The following is a 23,750-nucleotide window of genomic DNA, read 5'->3' on the forward strand; positions in this document are numbered from 1 at the left end:
TAGCTCGTAATCATAGTAGCTCACCTGCTTAAGAATTATTTTATAAACACCCTCTTAGACAAAGCAACAAGAAATAATGCAACGCATAATCGGATCAAGCGGTTCAGGGATGGTAAGCGTGTTCGGTAGGTGTAGAGGGCAAGGGAACAGTTACGAAAAAGCAGGCTGATTTCAACTGTATTGCTTTATCGCCCAGAGACACAGTAAATTAGTACAATTTTTGAATACTGGAGTTTTCAGCAGGAAAAAGCATTTGAGCCAAAGTCTACCTATAGCACCAAGCCGGAAACTGAAAATTACGATTCTAACAGTAGGTTCAAGAGGAGACTTGCAACCATACTGTGCTTTGGCTATTGGCTTGAAACGTGCGGGGCATCAGGTAACAGTCGCAACACACGAAAACTTTGCATCTTTTGTGAAGCAGTTTGATTTAAAGTTTGCGCCGATCGCTGGCAATATGGAAGAGTTTCTGCAATCGAAACAAGGGCAGCGATTGATTGCGGGAGAAAAGTTGAAAAAAGAAGAAGCAGATAAACTTTTGCTTCAACAGTTGGAATCAGCTTGGAGTGCGTGTATTGGAAGTGAGGTGATTATTTACACGCCGCTAGCTAACTGGGGATATCACATTGCAGAGAAATTAGGCGTACCTTGCTTTTTTGCATCAGTTCTGCCGTTGACTCCCACAGGGATGTTTGGGTTTTTGAGATTTGCTCAAATAGCTAAAAACCCGCTAAAGAAAGCGATAAGTAGATTCATGCAACAGTTATGTTTGAGGTTACGGCAGTTGCATCAAGTGACCACCCGTGACTCTTCTGTGGGTTGGCTGTTACAGGGGTTGGGGAAACAAGCTAAACCGTATCTTTCACCTTTGCAATCGAAACTGCTGGCGGCTGTTGAGAAAGAGTACAACCTGGTTTGGAAGCAGCAGAAGTTACGAGACAGCTAATAAACAATAGATTAATGCAACAAATACACAATGCAATAGTACAATAAATAACTCGTTGTATGAAAGCGGTAAGTGATCGCGGAGGGTCTTTAAGAGTTGCCATGCTGGAATGGCTTATCGATTCAAGAAGAAATCTGAGTAGGGAATGTGAAGTGTCTATAAAAAGCCGCCTTAATTGGACACTTGCTTTTCTAGATATTGATATTACCTTATTTTGACAAGAATAAGTATAATGTTTTGCCGTCAAATATTATGTTTGGGTAAATGTTTTACTTTATGTATAACTTATACAAATCCTCATAAAACATTCAAAAGTGGTAGATAAAATTGAACTTATTTACCTAGCAAGATACAAGAAGGATTTGATGCTTTCTGATTTAATGATATGTGAGGCAGCTAATCAGAAAATTTGCGAAGTTCGAGAGTTAATCGACAAAAAGTAGTGTACTTTTCTGGGTTCGCCTAAAGCTATATAAACCTGAGTTCGGGAGAAGCTGAAACCTTGATTATGTCGTTAGTTTGGACAGGGTGAAAGCCTTATTCTTTCGTCCAAGTAATCAAATTTGAGTTCTTAACCCGAACTGACGTTATATAAAGGTTTTGTTTAAAAACAAATAATCTGGGGTTGCTCTAATGCTAAGTCCTGTGTTAACAGTCAGTATCTTTCAAAAACAATCCGACCCTAAAGTATTTTCAGCAGGACAAGTCATTTTTGAAGAAGGACAGCCTGGTGATGAAATGTATGGGATTCTCGAAGGAGAGATAGATATATTAGTCAATGGCAAGATTGTAGAAACCATTGAGACGGGTGAAGTTTTTGATGTCGGGGTACTTGTAGGGGTTAAAAATAGAACTTATACGGCGATCGCCAAGGTAGATACCAAATTGGTTTTCCTTAATGAGGAAGAGTTTCTCTTTGCTGTTCAGGAAACACCCATGTTTGCCGTAGAGGTGATGAAAAGTTACTCAAAGCGTCTGAGTCGCTTGCAGCATCTGGTTTAATGTCCAAATAATTATCGAATAGAATTCAGGAGTCAAGATGGGCTAAACGCCCCGCTATCACTAACAGAATTCAGAATCTAATAACAGATATAAAGCGGGGAATATTTCTCTTTAATACACTACAAATCAACTGAATCTTTAGGAGAATATTAATGTTAGATATTGATGAAATGAGTTCAAAAGAAATACACGAACTACTACACCAAGTAGGATACGGTCATCTTGGCTGCGTACACGAAGGCAAACCCTACGTGATGCCAATGTATTATTATCTCGAAGAAGAGGACATCTACCTGTTTACAACGGTCGGCATGAAGACCCACGACATAGATGCGAATCCAGAAATCTGCCTACAGGTTGAAGAAATTCACGGGCCCCTTCATTGGCGCAGCGTGATTGTGAATGGTCGAGCCTCGCGCCTCACCGAGCATTCAGACATCGATCGCGCAATGCACTTGATCAAAGAGCGCAATACAACGCTCTCACCTGCGATCAATCGAACTTGGATTGATGCTGAGGGACGTTCAGAAAAGATCGCAATCTACCGCATCCACGAGAGTGAGATAAGTGGACGAACCACTGATGGAGTTAGCAGTCAGTGAAAATTTTTTACTCAGCACTCGTTACGGGCTAAACGCCTCGCTATCCATGTACAGCACTCAGAACTGTCTCGGTGAAGAAGCCAGTTTGGAAGTAAATCAGAATAAACGTTTATACTACCTCACGAGTTCTTCAAGTTTGGTATTTAATATCAAGTTGAATAGCTCTGTTTTTATGTTTCATAGGAAAAAGCGGGATTATGGTTTCCACCGTCGATCTCAATAAGTAACCGCACAGAATTATTTACACATAAGGTTCTAGTCGGGATAAGGGTTTCATTGCTTAACTTTGTGTAATTAATTTTGTTTAGCTACTTACCGTGGATGGCTTATCTGAGCAAGAAGCGATCGCTTGGCTCAAACAGGATGGCTACAATGAACTCCCCTCGGCTCGCTCTGGCAGTATTTTATCGTTCGCTTGGGAAACCGTTCAAGATCCGATCTTCCTCTTGCTAGTCGGTGGTGGTATCATCTATTGGATTTTAGGCGATCTACAGGAAGCCCTGATTTTGCTGGGTTTTGTCTTCTTCATCACCGGGATTAGCCTTTACCAGGAAGGTAAGACTGAACACGCCCTAGAAGCCTTGCGCGATCTTTCCAGTCCTCGCGCCTTGGTGATTCGGGATGGAGAGCGAAAACGAATTGCGGGGCGAGAAGTCGTTCGGGGAGATGTCTTGGTGTTGGCAGAAGGCGATTCTCTTTCAGAGACGCTCCGCGAACGCGTTCCTGCCGATGCAATGGTACTATCTTGCTCAAATTTTTCAACCGATGAGTCATTATTAACTGGGGAATCCCTACCCGTTCGCAAAATTGCAGCTGTCGGCATTATGGAAATGGCGCGTGCAGGGGGAGATGAGTTGCCCATTAGTGTCAACTTAAGCCCAACCTCCTTTAAAATCTCGTTTCCAGCCTCTTGCTAGAAATGCAGTTCCTGGTGGTGCCGCAAGTTACGGAGGCAGAGCCTCAATGAGGGGCATTCCCAGTCGGAGACTCTTAACGAGACATCTTAAAAGCTGGTTCTAGGCTGGTTTTCACCTTAAGTTGACACCAATGATGAGTTGCCCTTTGTGCTGTACGTTCGCTCATTTTGAAGTGTGAGAGGAATTAATGCCTTACTGTTAAGAACTTCACCGAAAGAGATTTTGCCCTTTCCTTGACGGCGCGGACGATTCCTTGTCTGTGAATCAATACGTTTTTTCATGAACGTCTGTCAGATGAAGCAGAAGAAACCGAACTACCTGCGGTAGTAGGCGTGACAAATGAGCCAGGATCGGCAAATTTCCGGGCGACAATCCCACTAAAGGGTGCATGGATCACAAACTGATGTTTGATTTGTAGGGTTATGCAGCAAAAAAGAATCAATTGTAATAGAAAATAAGTATTAAAAAGGGGTTAGATAGTGTATGAATTGTATGAATTCCACTAAAACGTTCCAAAGGTAGATGTTATGTTGGTCAAAATTTGTAAAGATGAAATGTGCGGCTAAACAAACTCAAACTGAGATTCAATCTTAACTTGATAATAATATAGCCAGATTTCCGAAATTCAACATAGTAGGTTTATTTGGCATTTTAGCAGGGGCTGGAGTGCTGTTTATTCCCGGAGTAGCTCCGATCATCATTGCTGGCCCCATTGCTGGAGTATTGGCGGGTTGGTTGGAAGGAACACTTGTTGGTGCTGCTGTCGGAGGACTGGCAGGTGCTTTAGCAGGGTTAGGAATCCCCAAGCACGAGATACTGAAGTACGAGACTCGAATCCAAGCAGGCGAGTTCATAATCCTTGTGACAGGCAGCAACGAAGATGTCAGTCAGGCGAGGCAGATGCTAGACAGAATTAGTCATGGAATGAGCATTTCGGTTCCTGTCTAAGGCTTTGAACTATTAACCTGGCAACATTAGATAGATATAGAACGAATGTAGAGACGTAGCGGTACTAGGTCTCTACAGGGATTCTGGATACGAATATTTAATTTGTGGAGATATTTAAAGGAATCATCATGGTAAGTAAAATTGACATCAAAAAATCTGTGCCGCGTGAGCGATGGGGTGAATTTTTTGATCTGTTCTCAAGTGGTAATCGTGGACGCTATATTTCAATCGAAATCATCGATTCAGAACTCGATAATGCAGAACTGATTCAAAACGCACCTTTGATGGCAATGGTTTATGATCGCCCCGGCAAGGGAGATGATTTGGTGATTGAAGTGGGTAGAGATGAAGTGACTTACGCTCACACAATCGATTCACCAACTGAAGTTTTAACGGGACAGAACTCAAACGGTGTGATCATAGCGGTTCGGATTAGTGACGCTACCGGGACAAAAACGTTGATCCAGTTACAAGCTAATTAATGTGAATAAAATCATTACCCGTCTAACACGTCAAGAACTTTAGATTTAGGTTCACAAAAGACGTAAAACATTTCACGGTGACACTAAAAAACCCCGCATTCTTCGATAAAATCGCCAAATTTAGCGGCAATCAAGCGGGGACTGGTGGGCTAATCACGTTTAAAGACTCAAATTGGCTGATGTCCATTGTCCTCGCCTATCAACCCCATTTTAGAAATCAGCCTGCTGATGTACAAGTCTTCTGGGGATATGCTCTTTTTGGCGATCGCATCGGTAACTTTGTTCCCAAGCCAATGAGCGACTGCAACGGTGAAGAAATTCTGCGAGAACTCTGCGGTCATTTAAGATTCGATTTGGACATAGTAGAATCGGCAAACTGCATTCCTTGCAGAATGCCGTACATCACAAGTATGTTTATGCCTCGTTTACGCAGCGATCGACCATTGCCGATCCCTCGTAGCTCAAAGAACCTTGCTTTCATCAGCCAGTTTGTGGAAATTCCTGATGATGTCGTCTTCACAGTTGAATATTCGGTGCGAGCTGCTCAGATGGCAGTCTACGAATTCCTCAGTATCGATCGCCAGATCCCACCTATCTCGCCTCATGACAAGTCACTGCAAGTCGAGTTTAAGGCTTTAGTCAAAGCGTTTAGGTAAGTTTTGCCTTCACCAACGGGCGTTTCAACGGGACAGAACTCAGATTTTTATTGTTCGAGGAAATCTCTTATGAAACCGGAGGTTATAACAGTTGCCTGAATCAAATTTGTAACATCTCATCACCACCAAATTATTTTCTCTCGTTCCAACTAGAGGAGTTAATTGCTAGCGATCGCCTCATTCACATTCAAAAAGATCACACTCCGTTATATACCACTGAATCTTTTCAATATCGAGATGAAGTAGTTACCACTAATGGCGAGAACAACACTTACCATGCGGGAGCCTACCTTGGTGATGGCTTGCATGAAGGAGTGAAAACAATCAAGGTGAATTGTTACGGTACTTTGCTGAGGCAACTTGGTATCCTACTGCCCTATTACCCAGTCAAGGTGTGCGCTGGGACGCAATTAATGACACCTCCGCTCGCGCTACTTTAACGGATGGTGCAACAACTGTCTCCCTCGTATTTCAGTTTAATGCTGAAGGCACGATCGCTACTTGTCGGGCTGAGGCTCGTTATCGTGACAAGTTGACTGCTATGCCTTGGGTCGGTCGATTCTGGGAATATTCAGTTCGTAATGGGATGCTTATTCCCTTAGAAGGCGAGGTGGGATGGGAGTATCCAGAAGGCACTCGGCTCTATTTTAAAGGAAGAACTACAGAGATTCACTATGAGTTCGCGTCTTGATGGACTCCAATCGAAACAAATATCAAAAAGTCTGTTACGACTAGCGGAGCCTGACCTATGCAGGAATTTCTATTTGCTCTAACACTATCAGCTTTGCCCGTTGCCAGCAACTTCATGGGAGCAATGATCGCTGAAGCCTTACCGTCATCAAAACAAACATTAGGGCTTGCACTGCACGCTGCTGCTGGTGTACTGCTAGCGATTCTCCTGCGGAGACGCTGCGCGAACGCCTCTACCGAACTGATACCGAGAGTTGCGCTCGCTAAATTTGTTTGGGCAGCTATTCTAGCATTGTTTTTTGGTGGAGCTTTTTTTGTCTGGATTAATCAGCTTCTCAATTTAAGCAAAAATCGACTGCGTGGCGTTGATCATAATACCGTTAGTTGGGTGATTTTTCTGAGCATTGCTATCGACTTATTTGGTGATGGTTTAATGATTGGCACTAGTCTAACGTAGGCGTAGCCCGTCGCAGACATCGTACCTCATCTAGGCGTAGTGCTGACATCGGGGAGAGTTGTCGCTCACATTCCCGAAGGATTTGTCACCAACGCAGAGTTTAAGAGTCAAAATATGCCGCGAACACAGCGATTTTGGTTACTTGCGGCGTTTCTTATCCCTGTTTGGCTGGGTGCGACGCTGGGCTATTGGGGGTTGCGCGGACAAACTGATCTACCCAAGTTAATTGTACTTGCATTTACAACAGGTACTTTAATGGTGGCGATCGTTGAAGAAATTCTTCCTGAAGCCCATCAAACTCAAGATACAAACTTATCTACGTTGACGTTTATCGGGAGTTTTGCACTGGTTGAGTCGATGGCGGGTATTATCCCGCGCACCTCTCAGTAGATCCGTGCGTACCCGTTTCCGTGTACACGGCTCCCGATGACCCGTCCATCTTGCAGAACTTATGGTAATTTCTCCAACCTCTAACTACCGGGGCTAATTTCTCAGCCTTTGTGGTAGCACCATAATTCGAGTTGTTGACGATGTGTTTTACTTTCTTACGGAACGCTTTGAAGTTATCCACTGATGGGATGCTTCTGAACTTTCCGTTTGTCTGGACTTTGAAGTGCCAGCCGAGGAAATCAAACCCATCTGTCGCGGCGGTAACTTTGGTTTTCTTTTGGCTTACATTCATTCCGCGTTTGCGGAGGAACTCGCTGATTCTTTCAAGTATCTCTGTTGCATCATCTTCGGGTCGGAGTATAATAACCATGTCATCCGCGTATCGGACTGATGGTTCTATGATTGCCTTATTTAGGGTCTTGTCGTGTACCTTGCTACCTAGTTTGTAGCTGTAGTGGTATCTGTGTATACTTTCAATTCCTGGTATTCCTGTAAATTTTTTCTACAGAAAAAATACAAGTTCTCAATAGCTTCTGCTTTTAGTTCAATTATTGTAGGTTTTACAGGCACAATCTCAACATATTGGTTTGCGTTACCTAATGGTAGTAGTCCTGATAGTCAGCTTCTATTAATCAAGTTACTTCCTGGCTTCTGGTTATGGCTTGCGGCTCCTGCCTTTGTGATGATTATTGCTAGTGGCTTTGCTTATTGGAAACACAGTCATCGCCTTGAAAGAAAAAGTGTGAAGCTTCGCTAGACTTCGTGAGAGCTATTGTTAGCATGATTGAATTGCAACTTATCTCTAACTGAAAATACACCCACCGCAAAAAACCTGCAATTCTCCTAAATTGCCGCTACGTGAACAAGAGGTAACTGATGCCAACTACAACAGATTTTAAAGACTACTATGCCATTTTGGGAGTAAGCAAAACCGCAACCCCCGAAGAAATCAAACGGGTTTACCGCAAGCTTGCCCGCAAATATCATCCTGACCTCAATCCTGGAGACAAAGACGCAGAAACAAAGTTCAAAGAATTGAACGAAGCGAATGAAGTACTCTCCGACCCAGAGAAGCGGGAGAAGTACGATCGCTTTGGTCAGCACTGGAATAATCCTGGTTACACTGAAGCACCGCCACCTAGCGGAACTAATGTTGCGACAGGCGACTTCGATCAGTACGGCGATTTTGATTCGTTTATCAATGATCTGCTGGGTCGAACGAGACGTAAAACCTCCACTGGAGGCTTTGATGATTTTGGTGGGGGATTTCATTCTCAAGCTCCCGCACCGGATACGGAAGCTGCGATCGCCCTTACATTTTCCGAAGCATTTCACGGTGTTCAAAAGCGTTTACAACTCGACGAGGAAACGATCAACGTCCGTATTCCCGCAGGTGCAAAACCAGGCAGTCGAATTCGGCTCAAGGGTAAAGGTCGTCCTAGTCCGTTCTCTCAACAGCGCGGCGATTTATATCTAACTATCGAAGTGTTAACCCATCCCTTCTATCGATTTGAGGGCGATAACCTCGTTTGTGACATTCCAATTCGTCCCGATGAAGCGGTTTTAGGGGCAGAAATTAGCGTGCCAACCCCCGATGGTAGCGTGAAGATGAAAGTTCCTAAAGGGGTGCGATCGGGGCAATCGCTGAGACTACGCGGCAAAGGCTGGACATTGCCAAAAGGGGGACGAGGTGATTTATTTGCCAAACTTCAGATTGTCACCTCGCAAGACCTGAGTGCGATCGAGCAAGAATACTACGAAAAAATCCAGGCAAACACTAGCTTTAACCCACGTACCCAATTAGAGGAGATAAAATTATGACCTTCAGCCTTTCAAAAACCGTGGTTTCACTAGAAGGTGAGCAACTCTACAGCTTTGAATATGCTGCGTTGATCACTAAGACTTCGATTACCCTGGTGAAGTTTTACGTTGAGTTAGGCGTAATTGAACCCATTGGTGATTTACTGCATTCCCGCGAGATTGCGCGAATTGCTCAGATTCAACGCTTGCGTCGAGATTTAAGGCTAAACTTAGTCGGAGCGGCAATGGTGCTAGATATGGCAACTGAAATTGCCCAATTACGGGCACAGCTAAAAGTGTATCAGTCTCATTCATCGAACTCATTATGAGCTATCTGAACCAACGGTCAAAGCCTGCATTAGATCATGAGCGCAGCGAAGTGCTGCAACAGTTGGAAGATTGGTTAGAAATGCCGATGCTGGTGCTGGGCTTTGCTTGGTTGGGACTTTTTATTGTTGAGCTAGTTTGGGGGTTGAATCCTCTATTAGAAGCGATCGCTGCTATCATTTGGATAGGTAGTGCTATTGTCTCTCTGCGGCTAGTGGGCTTTCCTAGTGGGGTGGAATTCGATCGCACTCAACCACTGACGCTAATAACATCTATGGGGCAAACTCTAACCGCCAAGGATATTTCTAGCGAAATTTCTCAGGACACACCAACCCCAGCCAATGTTGCAGAATATGACATTAAGTCTGTCCTACCGCAGTTGCAGGCTGAAATTCCTCTTCATCTAACTTTACCGATGGTAACTGGCTCACCGATCGAGTTACAAATCCCATCCACAGCGATCCAAGAGTGGCAAAAAATTTCTGCTCGTTGACTAACTCCAAAAACCCAAACTGATGAATCCCCAACTCTCCACGTTTTGGAGCTTATCCACGGATCAGGTGCTTCAGCAGATGCACTCTACAACCGCAGGGTTAAGCCGTCAAGATGCCAAACAACGCCTGAATGAGTTCGGCGCAAACAGCCTCAAACAAAAACACAAATCGAGCGCATGGATGCTGTTGCTTAATCAATTCAAGAGTCCGATTATCTTGATTCTGATTTTTGCGGCGGTGCTATCGATTTTTCTGAAAGATGCGGCAGATGCCATAATCATTTTGACCATCGTCTTCATCAGTGGGCTATTAGGATTTTGGCAAGAGCGAGGAGCCTCAAACGCTGTCGAAAAGTTATTGGCATTAGTGCAAGTTAAAGCAACTGTTTTGAGAGATGGTCAATCTCAAGAAATCCCCAATGAAGAAGTGGTCAGGGGTGACATTGTGTTGCTGAGTGCAGGTAAAAATATTCCGGGCGACTGTCTAGTTTTAGAGTCGAAAGATTTATCGGTGAATGAAGCAGCACTGACAGGAGAAACCTATCCGGTTGACAAGCTAAGTGGCGTATTGCCAGCTGAAACTGGACTGAGCCAACGCACCAATTCCTTGTATCTGGGAACTAATGTGATTAGTGGAACGGCGAAAGCAGTAGTCGTTCATACCGGAAAAGAAACTGAATTTGGCAAAGTATCGGAACGCCTGAAACTCAGACCGAGCGAAACCGAATTTGAAAGGGGATTGAGCAAGTTTGGCTACTTTCTGATGGAAGTAACGCTAATTTTGGTAGTGCTAATTTTTGTCGCTAACGTCTACCTGCATCGCCCAGTACTGGAATCATTTCTATTTTCTCTGGCACTGGCGGTGGGTTTGACTCCTCAACTGCTACCTGCGATCGTTAGCGTTAACCTGGCTCGTGGTGCCAAGAAAATGGCGAAAAAGCAGGTGATTGTAAAGCGCTTACCCGCGATCGAAAACTTCGGCAGCATGAATGTATTTTGCACCGATAAAACGGGTACGCTGACGGAAGGAGAGGTGAAAATTCACTCTGCGGTTGATGTGCAAGGGAAAGAAAGCGTTGGCGAAGCCTCGCCGCAGGCGACTCGCGTTCTACTTTACGCTTATTTGAATGCCGCATCTGAGTCGGGTTATGTCAATCCCATTGATGCAGCGATTCGTGAATACAAAACATTCGATATTTCTGGCTATCAAAAGCTAGATGAAGTGCCTTATGACTTTAACCGTAAACGTCTAAGCATTTTATTCAAGCAAGAAAGTACGCATCTGATTATCACTAAAGGCGCACTAAAAAATATTTTGGATGTTTGCTCAACCGTTGAGATTGGTGAGGGTAAAGCGATTCCAATTGCAGATCAGCGACAAAAACTCCACCAACAGGCCCAAGACTTGGGCAGTAAGGGATTTAGAGCCTTGGGTGTGGCTTATCGTGATTTTAATCAAGATTCTTTCACCAAAGATGATGAAACGAACATGACATTTCTCGGCTACCTCGCTCTCTTCGATCCGCCCAAAGCTGGCATCGCTGACACCCTGAAAGAGTTGCAACTGCTAGGAATCACCCCGAAGATGATTACCGGAGACAGCAAGGCGGTGGCAATGAGTATCATTCAGCAGGTAGGATTGCCCCAACCAAAGGCGTTGACAGGCTCCGAACTAGAAAAGCTCAGTGATGAAGCCTTGATGCATCGAGTACAAGATACAAATGTCTTTGCTGAGGTAGAGCCAAACCAAAAAGAGCGAATCATTATTGCCCTCAAAAAAGCGGGGAATGTAGTTGGATATCTGGGAGACGGCATTAACGATGCCTCTGCGCTTCATGCTGCCGATGTTGGCATTTCAGTCGAGAGCGCAGTCGATGTCGCTAAGGAAGCTGCTGATATTGTGTTGATGGCAAAGGATTTAAATGTCCTCATTGAAGGCGTAAAGGAAGGACGAGTGACATTTGCCAACACTTTAAAATATGTATTTATGGCAACTAGCGCCAATTTTGGCAATATGTTTAGCATGGCGGGAATTTCTCTGTTTCTGCCCTTTTTGCCGCTTCTACCTAGTCAGATTTTGCTGACGAACCTACTCACCGATTTCCCGGAATTGACGATCGCAACAGATCGCGTAGATAAGGAGTTAGTCAACAAACCTCGCCGGATGGATATCAAGTTTATCCGCAATTTCATGATCGTGTTTGGTTTGCTGAGTTCAGTATTTGATTATCTCACCTTTGGAGCGCTACTGTTGCTGCTGCACGCTCAACCACAACAGTTTAGAACAGGCTGGTTTTTGGAATCTGTCATCTCTGCATCGCTAGTTGTGCTAGTCGTTCGTACCCGCCAATCCATTTTCAACAGTAAGCCTGGAAAATACTTGTTGATGGCAACGCTGGCGACTATTGGAGTGACAATAATCATTCCCTGGACACCGTTGGCAACCCTACTGGGATTTCAACCGTTGCCGTTGAGTTTTGTGCTGGTTCTGGGAGCGATCGTGTTGTTCTACGTGACTGCGGCTGAGAATGTTAAACGAGTGTTTTACAGCCACGTAAAATTTTAATCTCTCAGTTGATGAAAAAGCATAGTATAGATCGGCGGAAATAAGCCATCCATTTAAAATGTCTAAAACCCTTACGCAATGGTAATTACGAATTACGAACTTTTACTGAGCGCAGCCAAAGTATTACGAATTACGCCAAGGGCTTGTACAAAAAAGCTATTCATCTTCATCTCCTGATGGTCGTTCGCTCTCGCTTTGTTGGGTGTTCCACTCCAAAACAATACGCTCTAACATTTCATCCTGCGTACAGTTATTTACAACAGCGTATTGCTTAATCAACTCTGTTACTTTAAGACTAATGTGGCGTATATCTAGTGGGTTATTTCTTGCCGTTTTCATGATCTTTTACCAGGATGTTTAAGCAGTTTTGCTGTTTCTGTTACTAACTGTTTCACCAAAGGCTTTTGGATATACAGACGCAAGAGCCTTCAGTATTGCCAGTAAAAGCGATCGCTAGAATTTCTTTTTCTTTTGAAGACATAAATGTTTGGAATTTTTGTATTAGCCTAGCTCCTGTACTATGATTTGGTGTTGTTTGATTTTGTGAATTAGTTGATTAACTACGATATAAAACTTAATTCTTGATGATTTTTGCAATCCAAACCTCTTTTAGGAATTAACCAAAAGAATTATTGCCATTCCCTATCCTCAAGTTCCTTTATCGGCAACAATAAAGTGGCTTCAATTTCTTGTCTAATAGCAGCTGTCACCTCACAATTGCTATGTAGGCAATCGAGTAGTAACTGATTAGCATCATAGTAGCGTTGCAACACTTGCTCTTGCTCAGAGCTAAACTGCCACTCGTGGTTAATATTGCGATAATTAATCACCGTCTTGTTTACCTGTTCAGCCCAAGCTGAATAGTTCGTTTGCGACCATAGCTCAAACCGTTGTTGACTTTGGCCAGAATTTGGCAACTGGTCAGAGAGTTGTTGCAGGGATTTATGGAGTCCAACATCCAGAACAATACCCAGAATGTTGCTCATAGCATCTCCGCAGGCGTGGATGTGGGCAAAGTCCTGGCTCCCATCAATTGCACACTCTATCAGCAGGTCATCTAATGCCGCATCCAGAAACATCCCCTGGTCGAGGCTGCTGGCTAGGGCAAAGTGGGAAGCTATGTGAGGAGTCCGACTTAAGGCCAGGTAAAATGCTCTCACTGTCGCATCTTTTGATTGGGTAGGAATACTGCGAGATTTTTGGCTAGCCCAGGTCAAAAACTCTTGTAAATAAGCATCTTGGGCAACGAGTGTATCAATCTGTTGCTTCATCAACAGTACTAGAGAGTCTGCACTCCTGAGCATGGTAGCGGTTAACAAGAAGATTTCGCGCCAGTGGGGGTCAGTGATATGACTGACTAGACCGAATAGCGCTTGGCCAAATGCCTCTAAGTTATGGCTGGCAACGATTTTCCTCGCTGTGAAGTATTCTTGAAATGCTAGATAGGAAAAGGAAAAAATTCCCCGCGCCCGTTCTGCCAGTAGTCCATGTTGAGCCTCGATTGACTTCAGCACTGCTTCACTTTCTATTTGCAATTCTTCTGCATCCATTGGCAGGTTGCTTAGATTGTCAATATAATCACCAATGTATTGCTCAACGATGCGTTGCTCAAAAAAGTACTGACCCTGCTCAAATGTCGCGGCTGCAATCTGACTAAATAACTTGAGTTTTTGTGATAATAAAAACCCTCCGTAAACGTCATCCCGTTCAACGCCTCTGGCTTCATCCCATTTGCTTAATAGAAGGTCTAAACCTTCCTTATAAAAGTCAGTCCGCTTAGTTGGAAATTTTCCTTTACCGTGAAACACCCAACAGGCAAGATGCAAAAATAGGGGTGTGACGACGAGTTGGCGAAATTGCCAATTTTCATCTAATTCCAACTTCTGAATAAACTGAACGGACTGCGCCTGACCATCTTTTTGGCTTGTCTTGCTAAAGGCCAGAAACCATTTTTGAGCGAAGGCTCGGATTTGTTCTAAGGTAAATGGGGCAATTTCAACATCGGTAAAGCCTCGAAGTCTGAGTTTTTGAGCTGCTGTTCGACAGGTCGCCACGAACCGATTTTTGTGATACTTCTCTGAAAACCTCCGAATTTCGTTCAAGATAGCATTGCTTTGTTGATTAAGAACTTCATCCATGCCATCAAGCAACAGTAATACCCTACCTTCATTCAGCAAGGTTTCGATGACTGAGATATCGGAAATTCCAGATGCAAGGAACTCCTGGCGGATGTAGTTTAATAGGCTGAACTCGTTGGTAATCTTAGACTCTTGGGCAAAGTTTCTCAGTGTGATCAAGACTGGCACTTGATTTGCCGCAAATGCGCTTTGGTTACATTGAATGGCAAGATGTTGTAAAAAGGTGGTTTTACCTACTCCTGGTTTGCCTAGCACCCTGAGCTTGGAGTATGTTTCAACTGCCTGTGTACCAGGTATTTGTTTCTCGTCAACTTCACCTAAGCCAATACGGTCAAATTCTTTGGGATCAAGGTTTTGCAGATCAGTGATTTCTAACCACTGAAGACTGGCAATCTCCTCCAAAATATTCACATCTATATATATGTCATTGATCGCAACTGGACGGCTAATATCCAATAACTGCAAAATACCACACTGGTCTTGAATTTTGTCGAAGCGTTGCGATCGCACTTTTTGCACTAACTTATCAATATCCAGCACAGTCGGCTGGGCGTATTCTTCTCTTTCCAAGAATTCTGCTGGAGGATTAGTCGCAATCTCCCGCCAATTCAGTGACAACACTAAACAAATCTCAATAAAGGTATGACGCTCAACTGGACGGCCACTGAAAAACCGCCAAATTGGTTGTCTAGTCTTGAGGTTGACTTCAAGAGCTAGATTCTCTTGTGTCCACCCCTTGCGAGCAAACGCTCTTTTAGCCTCTTGAATCCCAGTGAGTGATGCTTCAAGCGATCGCTTGACCATAGGAAAAAAACTTCTAAAATCAAGAACTCAAATTTTTATTAACACCTTTGATACTAGAGTTTTTTTTGTGGTAATCACTCTCTCTTTGGTTAAGGATATACACAATTAAGAAAAAATACTCTATATCTAGTGAGATCCTATTACTTTTTGTAACAAAATCAAACCCTATAAACTTATTTTATACATTTGAAATTTGGAGCAATACCTAATCTCAAGCACCCATCTGTCATACTCTATGAAGTACAGATTAAGGGCTGATCAATATTCGTCCTTATTGACTATGATTTTAGCTTGAAGATAAATATGAATTTTTTATTAATTAGTAAAGTCTATAAAATCATTGAGCTTGCTGAATTAATTTATTGCCCAAAGTCATCAGATATACTGTTTGGGAAAGTAAATATCCCAGAAACTTTTCTAGACAAATTGTCTAATTATTTAGAAGATTTTGAAATGACAGGAAGAACATCGCCCAGAGTACTACATAAATATCTAGACGATTTTTCTTCTGAAGAAAAAGGACAAGTTATAGCCCTTATCTGGCTTGGTCAAAATGTATCCTATGAACACCTATTAGACTTAAATGATTTAGTTGTACAAGCACTACATCTCATCCCTCAAAACTATACAACTAGTTATATTGTCGAAAATAATTTCCTAGCTAAATATTTTCGCTCCGGGCTAAAAAAAATAAATAATAATCACTGCAATAATTAAGTTGAGTAGCTATATGCAGTCTTTTCTATCTAATAGCAGCTTTTCATGATGATGTTGCTCCTTGTCTGGAGATATACGACCTAGAAATGCAGATAAAGTGGATATTTTGGTTGAGCAGAAAACCATAACTAATAACATCTATAGCTTTGTTAAATAGTTGAGTCCTAACCTTGGTTACTGTTATGCTTTAGAAATACTAACATATAGTTGGTTTTTAGCAATTATAAACATTTTGGTAGTGGGAAATATGTAGTGATAATAGAGATTTAGTAACTAAAATTATTTCTTTTTATCCAAAGCTAAAAATACTAGAAAAATAGTTGGAGTTTACATAAGTCAGAGTAGCGAAGATGGAGCTAGAGGATTATGTAGTGGGAAGAGGGGAGGAGGCTTTGGGTAAATCAATTGAGAACACACATCCTTGATGGGGGACATCGCGAACTGAGAGTATACCCTTGTTTAACGATACGGCGCGTCGTGAAATTGTAAGCCCAATCCCCAATCCTGATTTATCTGTTCCCATCTGAGAAAAAGCCTTAAAAAGTTCTTGCGCCTCACCAGGCGGGAGTCCTCCACATTGATCCTCTATTTCAAGCAAAACACGCCCACCTACAGCCTTACCGCGTATCCATACAATCCCACCCTGCTTCGTGAACTTAATGGCATTTTGAACCAGATTCGATAGGGCAGATATTATTAGGTGACGGTCTATTAAAACCTCCAATTCCGGCGCTACCTCAACACGCACCTCAATTGATTTCCCACTCGCTTCAAACCATGCAGTAGCCTCAACTTCACTGACTAGGTGAATAACTCGACATCTTTGATATTGTCCGGTTGATTCGTTCCGCAGTCGCACCTCAACAAGTGAACGATCAATAATGTCTCTCATGCGCCTATGGGCATTTTCAAGAATACGAGATGTACTTCCATTAGTTCCGACTTTCCCTGTGATTATAAGTTGGGAAGCTAAACTAGCGGAGGTCAACGCATTTCGCAACTCATGTGCTATAAATCCAAGACGTAGAATCTCATCCCGCTCTGCATTCTCGCGCTGACCTCGATTAAACTCTGTAACCGCTTCAGCAATAGCGATATCGAGGCAGAAATTTAATCGATTGAATTCACGAGGGGATGCTGTTTCACTACTATTCTCCTGAATATACTGAGTGATAGCTTGACAAAGAGCGCCGTAGCCATGAACAACCTGAGAAATGCTATAGCCAAGTTTTAACGACTCTTTTCCCCGGCGCTCTGCTGCGGCTCTGTGAAGACTTTCTATAGAATTGTTATATGCTTCCCCAGATTCATCTATATCAGCATCAGCACGTAATACCTCAATGAGTTCATCGTAGAACACAGGTAATCCTCTTTCCATTTCGTCGCTCGAACTCATGGAATCAGCAAGACGCGCGATCTTTTTTGAACACAAGGCGAGAATTTCGTCACGTTCTGCTAAGAGAAATTCATGTAACATTATGAATGTTCTTAATTTTAGACTTATTCTAGCATCAGGATATCGCTAGAACAGCGATTGCCCAAGGGGCAGCGGCAGAGCCAATCGCACCCACCCCGATCCACCGCAAAACAATTTCTCATCCCCTCGCCGAGGCTAAATATTTAACCCACATTATGCACGTCATTTTGTAGTGTAAAAAGCAATACAAAAATCTGGGAATAGTTACTGAATTATCTGAGTATAAATACTAAATCTCTATTAAGCTAAAACACATCTAATTTGCAGATTAAAATTTTATCAATATCTTGTGGGGTCGGCAAGATGAGCGCCCTGATTATGCAACTTAAATGCCTATTAGCTTATCACTATATATTTATCACTAACAACATTTTTTCGTTGTCTAGGCTGAATAATGCTACTGTTACAATACTAGATGTTGCTGAGGATAATGGTATTATCAACATCATTAAGATAGTGTTAATTACTGCCTGAACAAACGTTGGATAAACAACTTATTTGTCAGGCAGTAATTATCTATAATCGCAGCCCGATTATAGCCTTGATGTATAAACTTAGGTTAAAAATCGCTCAAGTCACTTAGTCGTGAACTGTTCCATCGGGCATTTTTGCTCCAGTTAATCCGACTCTCCGCATATTTGCCCCGTCGATATCTGCGCCAGTCAGGTCTGCCTTATCTAAATATGCCCCGTCCATATCTGCCCCAGCTAGCTTTGCTCCTTTCAAGTTAGCTTCACTCAGTTCCGCTCCCCTAAGATCCGCTCCGGTGAGGTCTGTTTCACCTAAGTTTGCCCCCCTTAAGTTGGCTCCACCTAGCTTGACACAGCTTAAATCAGCTCCACTTAAATTTGCTCCCGTCAAGTCTGTTCCACTCAGGTCTGCATCAACCATTTCCGCACAAATTAAGCATACTTCAATCATTTGTGCATCAGCAAAAGTTGCCTGATTCAGTAATGTAAATAGTTATCAATTATCGTCTGAAAGTGATCGTTCATAAGAGTAACTAGCAACTTGGGTTATCGAAACAGAATTCAGAAGTCAGAAGCCAGAAGCCAGAATACAGGAAAGGTATTTTGAACTTCATAGTGGATAGCGTAGCGTAAAGCCTGCGGCATAGCAGCTCTTAGAGACACACTTGTGTTGGCTTAGAGCGAGTCCGCGTTTGCGTAGCGTTTCGTAGAGAGCGTCCTGCGCGAAAACGCTGATTGGCTAAGTCGCTAGATCCTAACTGTGTCTCTTGTTGGGTCAGTTCTGCTCTCTAGTCTGATTTAATAACTTCATGGTTTTGGGCAACAATACAGTTGATATGTTGTAAATATTTTTTTTAATGGAATTACACCATACGAGAAATAAACGCTCAAAAGTTATTAGATAAAGGTTAAAAATAAAATATCTTAGTAAAACTTGTACAACTTATACACTAATCAAACGCTTGGTTAAACATGATCTCTAATCTTAGAGTGTCATACTAACCTTTATCAACAAATTGACAAAGTTTAGCGAAATATATGCTTAACAAAGCTTTATTAACAAATCCTCGCAAATTGAGTATATCTACAACAATCAGTCAATCGATGATGAGTAAGTATTTTTGCCCTAACTGTTCAGACATTTTACTCCGTCATGTGCGTTTGGGAGAACTTTACTGGCGCTGTAGTTACTGCTATCAGGAAATGCCCATTTAGAAAACGGGGGTGGTACGCTAACGTACCATCAACACCACCACTGACCTAAAAAATCATAAATAGGTTAATTAATGGTTAACGTTAAACTAAGTTTATGTCATTATTTTTAATTTAAATTAAAATATTTAGATCTATCTATTTTTCAGATATAACACTAATTTTGCAGCCCAATTTATTTAACTTTTAAAGTGGATTTTATCTACCTTTAGTTGGATGTTTAAGTTAGAAGATATATCAGAATATAAGTAGTTATACTGTATGTAATGCACATTCCACCCTTTTAATCAGGATATAAGGGACTTTTAAACAAGATAGTAGTGAATAGTGAAGTGCAGGCAATACAATTAGATTAGCTAAAAATCGAGATTTTTCTAATTGGGAAAGATCGATTTTATGACTCAATTATTTCATAGTCTTGTTAATTGCTAACCTTATGCAAACTGTATTGGAAGTGCTGATTGTATAAGTGAACCGCAAGTAAAACCGTAGTTATCGATTGATATCCGCTTAACCATTTTGAGATTGACCAATGTAGTACCTAATAGTAGATGTACTTTACTACATCACTTCTTTGGTATTCATATCTAGCCTTGAAACATCGGGTTTTAAAACTGTGTAGACGTGGAGCAGTTTGTCATCAGACATCGTGTGTTCAACGATTCTTTAACTAAAAATAGATTAGTAGGATTCAGACTCTATGACTATTTCTCCTTCTAAGCCAAAGGTTTCAGATGTCGAAAACGATAAATCTGCCACACTTAACACTGAAGAACTGCGTCTAATCAATGCTTACTGGCGTGCCTGTAACTATTTAGCTCTAGGTATGATATATTTGCAGGACAACCCACTGCTAAAAGAACCCCTCAAGCCCGAACACATCAAGAATCGCCTTTTAGGGCATTGGGGTACAAGTCCCGGTTTGAGCTTTATCTACGTCCATCTCAACCGTTTAATCAAGAAATATGATTTGGACGTGATTTACATCGCAGGCCCTGGTCATGGCGCTCCGGGCATCCTTGGCCCTACATATTTAGAAGGAACCTATTCTGAGGTTTATCCTGATAAGAGCGAGTCCGAGGAAGGTATGCTGAAGTTTTTCAAACAGTTCTCCTTTCCTGGTGGAATTGGTAGCCATTGCACACCTGAAACTCCTGGCTCGATTCACGAAGGCGGCGAGTTAGGTTACAGCCTCTCCCACGCTTACGGGGCTGCTTTCGATAACCCGGATTTGATTGTGACAGCAGTTGTTGGTGACGGGGAAGCAGAAACAGGCCCTCTGGCAACAGCTTGGCATTCCAATAAATTTATCAACCCCATTCGGGATGGTGCAGTTTTACCAATCTTGCATTTGAATGGCTACAAGATTGCTAACCCCACCATCCTAGCCCGCATCAGCCACGAGGAACTAGAGGACTTATTCAAGGGCTACGGTTACACACCTTACTTTGTGGAAGGGCATGAGCCAGCGCTAGTGCATCAACTGATGGCAGCAACCCTGGAAACAGTTATTTTGGAAATCAAGAAAATCCAAACCGAAGCCAGGACTTCGGGTGTTGCAAAACGTCCTCGTTGGCCGATGATTGTCCTTCGCACCCCTAAAGGATGGACTGCGCCGGCAGAAATAGACGGTCATAAATTAGAGGGATTTTGGCGATCGCACCAAGTACCAATTACAGATGTAACTAGTAATCCTGCCCACATGAAGATTTTAGAACACTGGATGAAAAGTTACAAGCCAGAAGAATTATTTGATGAGCATGGCAGTCTAATTCCCCAACTCAAAAAGCTGGCTCCGATTGGTAATCGCCGCATCAGTGCCAATCCCGTTGCTAACGGTGGAATTCTACGTAAAGAATTGCGTATGCCCGACTTCCGCAACAATGCAGTTGAAGTAGTCAAACCCGGCGCAGTTGAGGTGGAAAACACTAAGCCTCTAGGGAACTTCCTGCGAGATATCATGCGTAATAACATGAATAATTTCCGCGTATTCGGGCCAGATGAAACCGCCTCCAATCGACTCAGTGCTATCTACGAAGTCAGTGAGAAAGTCTGGTTGGCAGATATGCTCCCTGAAGATGCAGATGGGAGTGAGCTATCTACCGATGGGCGAGTGATGGAAATGCTCAGTGAACATAACCTGTTCGGCTGGCTGGAAGGCTATCTTTTATCTGGGCGGCATGGTTTCTTCCACAGTTATGAAGCTTTTGCTCACGTTGTTGACTCTATGTTTAACCAGCACGCCAAATGGCTGGAAATCAGCAAAAATGAAGTTGCTTGGCGATCGCCGATTTCTTCTGAGAATATCTTACTATCCTCTACTGTTTGGCGACAAGACAACAACGGTTTTAGCCACCAAGATCCAGGATTCATAGATTTGGTTACTAATAAGAGTGCTGAAGTTACCCGGATTTATCTACCTCCCGACGCTAACTGTCTACTTTCTGTAGCCGATCATTGCCTACGTAGCACCAACTACGTCAACGTCATCGTTGCAGATAAGCAAAAACACCTCCAGTTTCTTAGCATAGAAGAAGCGATCGCACATTGCACCAAAGGCATCGGTATTTGGGACTGGGCAAGCAATGACCATCATGGGCAAGAACCCGATCTTCCTGATGTCGTCATGGCATCTTGTGGAGATGTTGTGACTATGGAAGCCTTAGCTGCAACTGCCATCTTAAGAGATGAGTTCCCCGATCTCAAGGTGCGGTTTATTAATGTTGTTGACTTGTACAAGTTGCAACCAGATACAGAACATCCACATGGATTATCAGACTGGGATTTCGATAGTCTTTTCACCACAGATAAGCCTGTAATTTTCAACTTCCACGGCTATCCTTGGCTGATTCACAAACTTGCTTATCATCGCACTAATCATGAAAATATTCATGTGCGCGGCTACAAGGAAAAGGGCAGCATTAACACACCACTTGAGTTAGCCATCAACAACCAAGTTGATCGGTTCAATCTGGTGATTGACGTGATTGATCGGGTTCCTAAGTTGGGTTCTGCTGCTGTCTATGTTAGAGAACGCATGAAGAACGAAATTATTAACAACCGGAATTATGCTCATAAGCACGGTATTGATCAGCCAGAAATCGTCAACTGGAAGTGGCCTTACTAAAATAATTCGTAATTCGTAATTCGTAGCACTAAGGTTTGTAGTTGCGCTAAAACGGACTGGTCTTAAAGGTTGTTTGAAAAGTATTTAGCTGTGATTTTAGGCACTTGTTGATCCCCCCTAACCCCCCTTAAAAAGGGGGGAACTGGAATCAAAGTCCCCCAATTTATCGGGGGATTTAGGGGATCTAAAACGTTTTGCTACTAAGAAAAGGACTTTTCAAACATCCTCTTATATATCGATCGCATCTGCAAATAAAAAATCAACCCTTTAGAGCTAAAAGGTTTTAAATAATGAGTTCACCAAAACTTATCGCCACTGTTAAAGCAATGGTTGCTACTGGTAAAGGTATCTTGGCTATAGATGAGAGCAACAGTACTTGTAACAAGCGCTTTGAGAAGTTGGGAATTGCGCCAACAGAGGAAAATCGCCGTGCTTACCGGGAGTTGCTTTTAACTACTCCTGGTTTGGCTAACTATATCAATGGCGCAATTTTATATGATGAAACAATCCGCCAAACTACAAAAGATGGAACGCCCTTTGTCAAAGTGATGAACGATGCGGGAATTCTTGTCGGCATTAAGGTTGACACTGGTGTGAAAGATTTACCAAATCATCCTGGCGAAAAAATTACACAAGGTCTAGATGATTTGAGTAATCGCATTGCCGAATACGTCAAAATAGGGGCGCGTTTTGCTAAATGGCGGGCTGTCATCACTATTGGCAAGGAAATTCCTAGTCGTGATTGTATCGAGGCCAACGCCCAGGCTTTAGCTCGCTATGCACTGCTTTGTCAACAAGGTGGACTTGTTCCCATTGTCGAACCTGAAGTTTTGATGGATGGCGACCATACTATTAAACGTTGCTATGTTGTAACTGAGGAAGTCTTAGGAACTGTCTTTGATCAACTCCACTTGCAAGGGGTAGTTTTGGAGCAAATTATTCTCAAGCCCAACATGGTAATTTCCGGTAAGGGTTGTCCCCAGCAAGCCAGTGTCCCCGAAGTCGCAGAAGCTACGGTGAATTGCCTGTTGAATGTGGTTCCTACTACCGTACAAGGCGTAGCATTTTTATCGGGTGGTCAAAGCAATGAATTAGCAACTGCCCATTTAAATGAGATGCATGTCCGGTTTGGCTCAACCCTGCCTTGGCCGTTAACTTTTTCTTTTGGTCGTGCTATTCAGCAACCCGCATTAGAACTATGGAAGGGGCAAAATGCTAATGTAAAAGCAGCACAAAGTGCTTTGCTACATCGGGCAAAGTGTAACGGTGCTGCAAGCCTTGGCATGTACACTCAGGAAATGGAAAAGAGCACAGAGCTAGCACTGGCTGGCTATAAAGCTTCACAATCGCAATCACAATTATCTCGTCAGGACTAAGAATGTAGAGACGTATCAGTGCTACGTCTCTACAAGGGTTCTGCATAACGCATATTTAAATTCAGTCGATGTCTAAAAGTTTAATACGTGGCAATTTTGTATCGGCTCAATAAGTCGGGGTAGCTAGTAAATTAGGAAGACTTACTAGTATTC

General features: G+C 42.8%; 20 protein-coding genes and 4 pseudogenes. 19 read left to right on the forward strand and 5 right to left on the reverse strand.

Translation table 11 applies throughout. The features are described 5' to 3' along the window. Window positions 1-253: 253 nt before the first annotated feature. From HWQ23_RS12475 to HWQ23_RS12525, 11 genes and pseudogenes are all read left to right on the forward strand, one after another. Window positions 254-946 carry a glycosyltransferase gene (locus tag HWQ23_RS12475; protein ID WP_292828541.1) on the forward strand — a complete coding sequence of 231 codons (693 nt, stop codon included), beginning with the start codon at window positions 254-256 and terminating at the stop codon, window positions 944-946. A gap of 633 nt (window positions 947-1,579) precedes the next feature. After that, the gene (locus tag HWQ23_RS12480; protein WP_292828543.1) at window positions 1,580-1,948 is read left to right on the forward strand and encodes a Crp/Fnr family transcriptional regulator; all 369 of its coding nucleotides are present in this window, start codon (window positions 1,580-1,582) and stop codon (window positions 1,946-1,948) included. A gap of 170 nt (window positions 1,949-2,118) precedes the next feature. Next, window positions 2,119-2,550, forward strand: a complete 432-nt coding sequence (locus tag HWQ23_RS12485) for a pyridoxamine 5'-phosphate oxidase family protein (RefSeq protein WP_292828587.1) — start codon at window positions 2,119-2,121, stop codon at window positions 2,548-2,550. Between the two features lie 317 nt (window positions 2,551-2,867). Continuing rightward, window positions 2,868-3,467, forward strand: a complete 600-nt coding sequence (locus HWQ23_RS12490; RefSeq protein ID WP_292828545.1) for a P-type ATPase actuator domain-containing protein — start codon at window positions 2,868-2,870, stop codon at window positions 3,465-3,467. Window positions 3,468-4,133: 666 nt separating this feature from the next. Then, window positions 4,134-4,415, forward strand: coding sequence for a DUF1269 domain-containing protein (locus HWQ23_RS12495; RefSeq protein WP_292828548.1), 282 nt, complete (start codon window positions 4,134-4,136; stop codon window positions 4,413-4,415). 128 nt (window positions 4,416-4,543) lie between these two features. After that, on the forward strand, window positions 4,544-4,897 hold the full coding sequence (locus HWQ23_RS12500; RefSeq protein ID WP_292828551.1) for a DUF5335 family protein: 354 nt from the start codon (window positions 4,544-4,546) through the stop codon (window positions 4,895-4,897). A 68-nt stretch (window positions 4,898-4,965) separates the two neighbouring features. Continuing rightward, a pseudogene (locus HWQ23_RS12505) lies at window positions 4,966-5,553 on the forward strand (oleate hydratase); the annotation flags it as partial. Between the two features lie 80 nt (window positions 5,554-5,633). Continuing rightward, a pseudogene (locus HWQ23_RS12510) lies at window positions 5,634-5,993 on the forward strand (hypothetical protein); the annotation flags it as partial. Continuing rightward, window positions 5,888-6,244 (forward strand): DUF6920 family protein, encoded by a 357-nt coding sequence (locus HWQ23_RS12515; RefSeq protein ID WP_292828596.1) that lies wholly within the window; start codon window positions 5,888-5,890, stop codon window positions 6,242-6,244. The pseudogene HWQ23_RS12510 and the gene HWQ23_RS12515, both read left to right, overlap by 106 nt. A 57-nt stretch (window positions 6,245-6,301) precedes the next feature. Next, entirely contained in the window at window positions 6,302-6,700 is a 399-nt protein-coding gene (locus HWQ23_RS12520; protein WP_292828554.1) for a ZIP family metal transporter, read from the forward strand. Between the two features lie 39 nt (window positions 6,701-6,739). Then, entirely contained in the window at window positions 6,740-7,090 is a 351-nt protein-coding gene (locus HWQ23_RS12525) for a ZIP family metal transporter (protein ID WP_292828557.1), read from the forward strand. 22 nt (window positions 7,091-7,112) lie between these two features. Here the strand turns inward: HWQ23_RS12525 and HWQ23_RS12530 are convergent. After that, window positions 7,113-7,571: pseudogene (locus HWQ23_RS12530) on the reverse strand (reverse transcriptase domain-containing protein); the annotation flags it as partial. 395 nt (window positions 7,572-7,966) lie between these two features. On the opposite strand from HWQ23_RS12530, the gene HWQ23_RS12535 reads away from it, so the two are divergent. The 5 genes and pseudogenes from HWQ23_RS12535 to mgtA all read left to right on the forward strand — a co-directional run bounded on the left by HWQ23_RS12535 (window position 7,967) and on the right by mgtA (window position 12,276). After that, the gene (locus tag HWQ23_RS12535; RefSeq protein WP_292828560.1) at window positions 7,967-8,911 is read left to right on the forward strand and encodes a DnaJ C-terminal domain-containing protein; all 945 of its coding nucleotides are present in this window, start codon (window positions 7,967-7,969) and stop codon (window positions 8,909-8,911) included. After that, on the forward strand, window positions 8,908-9,219 hold the full coding sequence (locus HWQ23_RS12540; RefSeq protein ID WP_292828563.1) for a chaperone modulator CbpM: 312 nt from the start codon (window positions 8,908-8,910) through the stop codon (window positions 9,217-9,219). The genes HWQ23_RS12535 and HWQ23_RS12540 overlap by 4 nt, the downstream gene beginning before the upstream one ends. Then, a pseudogene (locus HWQ23_RS12545) lies at window positions 9,216-9,404 on the forward strand (potassium channel protein); the annotation flags it as partial. The gene HWQ23_RS12540 and the pseudogene HWQ23_RS12545, both read left to right, overlap by 4 nt. A gap of 18 nt (window positions 9,405-9,422) precedes the next feature. Next, a complete protein-coding gene (locus tag HWQ23_RS12550) occupies window positions 9,423-9,710 on the forward strand; it encodes a DUF3122 domain-containing protein (protein WP_292828590.1) in 288 nt (95 codons plus the stop codon). A gap of 22 nt (window positions 9,711-9,732) precedes the next feature. Next, entirely contained in the window at window positions 9,733-12,276 is a 2,544-nt protein-coding gene (gene mgtA / locus HWQ23_RS12555; RefSeq protein ID WP_292828566.1) for a magnesium-translocating P-type ATPase, read from the forward strand. A gap of 156 nt (window positions 12,277-12,432) precedes the next feature. On the opposite strand, the gene HWQ23_RS12560 is transcribed toward mgtA, so the two are convergent. Both HWQ23_RS12560 and HWQ23_RS12565 read right to left on the reverse strand, forming a co-directional pair. After that, window positions 12,433-12,615 carry a hypothetical protein gene (locus tag HWQ23_RS12560; protein ID WP_292828569.1) on the reverse strand — a complete coding sequence of 61 codons (183 nt, stop codon included), beginning with the start codon at window positions 12,613-12,615 and terminating at the stop codon, window positions 12,433-12,435. Window positions 12,616-12,905: 290 nt separating this feature from the next. Continuing rightward, complete coding sequence (locus HWQ23_RS12565) at window positions 12,906-15,218, reverse strand: NACHT domain-containing protein (RefSeq protein ID WP_292828572.1); 2,313 nt, start codon at window positions 15,216-15,218, stop codon at window positions 12,906-12,908. A gap of 303 nt (window positions 15,219-15,521) precedes the next feature. Between HWQ23_RS12565 and HWQ23_RS12570 the strand changes: the two genes are divergently transcribed. Further along, the gene (locus HWQ23_RS12570) at window positions 15,522-15,935 is read left to right on the forward strand and encodes a DUF3775 domain-containing protein (protein ID WP_292828575.1); all 414 of its coding nucleotides are present in this window, start codon (window positions 15,522-15,524) and stop codon (window positions 15,933-15,935) included. A gap of 364 nt (window positions 15,936-16,299) precedes the next feature. Here the strand turns inward: HWQ23_RS12570 and HWQ23_RS12575 are convergent, their stop codons facing one another. Together HWQ23_RS12575 and HWQ23_RS12580 are read right to left on the reverse strand one after the other, a co-directional pair. Then, on the reverse strand, window positions 16,300-17,412 hold the full coding sequence (locus HWQ23_RS12575) for a sensor histidine kinase (protein ID WP_292828578.1): 1,113 nt from the start codon (window positions 17,410-17,412) through the stop codon (window positions 16,300-16,302). A gap of 579 nt (window positions 17,413-17,991) precedes the next feature. Continuing rightward, window positions 17,992-18,333, reverse strand: a complete 342-nt coding sequence (locus tag HWQ23_RS12580; RefSeq protein ID WP_365741233.1) for a pentapeptide repeat-containing protein — start codon at window positions 18,331-18,333, stop codon at window positions 17,992-17,994. A 1,461-nt stretch (window positions 18,334-19,794) separates the two neighbouring features. Here HWQ23_RS12580 and HWQ23_RS12585 point away from each other — a divergent pair. Both HWQ23_RS12585 and HWQ23_RS12590 read left to right on the forward strand, forming a co-directional pair. Continuing rightward, window positions 19,795-22,221: a phosphoketolase family protein gene (locus HWQ23_RS12585; protein ID WP_292828581.1), complete on the forward strand. Its 2,427-nt coding sequence runs from the start codon at window positions 19,795-19,797 to the stop codon at window positions 22,219-22,221. Between the two features lie 290 nt (window positions 22,222-22,511). Then, window positions 22,512-23,597 carry a class I fructose-bisphosphate aldolase gene (locus HWQ23_RS12590; protein ID WP_292828584.1) on the forward strand — a complete coding sequence of 362 codons (1,086 nt, stop codon included), beginning with the start codon at window positions 22,512-22,514 and terminating at the stop codon, window positions 23,595-23,597. The last annotated feature ends 153 nt before the right edge of the window (window positions 23,598-23,750 follow it).

Origin of the sequence: Nostoc sp. JL33, assembly GCF_017114985.1 — a bacterium.
Classification (GTDB): Bacteria; Cyanobacteriota; Cyanobacteriia; order Cyanobacteriales; family Nostocaceae; genus Nostoc.

What these genes read in the sequence shown, in the direction of transcription:
- HWQ23_RS12480 (WP_292828543.1), top strand. Translation starts at nt 1,580, where the DNA reads ATGCTAAGTCCTGTGTTAACAGTCAGTATCTTTCAAAAACAATCCGAC.
- HWQ23_RS12485 (WP_292828587.1), top strand. Translation starts at nt 2,119, where the DNA reads ATGAGTTCAAAAGAAATACACGAACTACTACACCAAGTAGGATACGGT.
- HWQ23_RS12500 (WP_292828551.1), top strand. Translation starts at nt 4,544, where the DNA reads ATGGTAAGTAAAATTGACATCAAAAAATCTGTGCCGCGTGAGCGATGG.
- HWQ23_RS12520 (WP_292828554.1), top strand. Translation starts at nt 6,302, where the DNA reads ATGCAGGAATTTCTATTTGCTCTAACACTATCAGCTTTGCCCGTTGCC.
- HWQ23_RS12535 (WP_292828560.1), top strand. Translation starts at nt 7,967, where the DNA reads ATGCCAACTACAACAGATTTTAAAGACTACTATGCCATTTTGGGAGTA.
- HWQ23_RS12540 (WP_292828563.1), top strand. Translation starts at nt 8,908, where the DNA reads ATGACCTTCAGCCTTTCAAAAACCGTGGTTTCACTAGAAGGTGAGCAA.
- mgtA (WP_292828566.1), top strand. Translation starts at nt 9,733, where the DNA reads ATGAATCCCCAACTCTCCACGTTTTGGAGCTTATCCACGGATCAGGTG.
- HWQ23_RS12560 (WP_292828569.1), bottom strand. Translation starts at nt 12,615, where the DNA reads ATGAAAACGGCAAGAAATAACCCACTAGATATACGCCACATTAGTCTT.
- HWQ23_RS12565 (WP_292828572.1), bottom strand. Translation starts at nt 15,218, where the DNA reads ATGGTCAAGCGATCGCTTGAAGCATCACTCACTGGGATTCAAGAGGCT.
- HWQ23_RS12570 (WP_292828575.1), top strand. Translation starts at nt 15,522, where the DNA reads ATGAATTTTTTATTAATTAGTAAAGTCTATAAAATCATTGAGCTTGCT.
- HWQ23_RS12575 (WP_292828578.1), bottom strand. Translation starts at nt 17,412, where the DNA reads ATGTTACATGAATTTCTCTTAGCAGAACGTGACGAAATTCTCGCCTTG.
- HWQ23_RS12580 (WP_365741233.1), bottom strand. Translation starts at nt 18,333, where the DNA reads ATGATTGAAGTATGCTTAATTTGTGCGGAAATGGTTGATGCAGACCTG.
- HWQ23_RS12585 (WP_292828581.1), top strand. Translation starts at nt 19,795, where the DNA reads ATGACTATTTCTCCTTCTAAGCCAAAGGTTTCAGATGTCGAAAACGAT.
- HWQ23_RS12590 (WP_292828584.1), top strand. Translation starts at nt 22,512, where the DNA reads ATGAGTTCACCAAAACTTATCGCCACTGTTAAAGCAATGGTTGCTACT.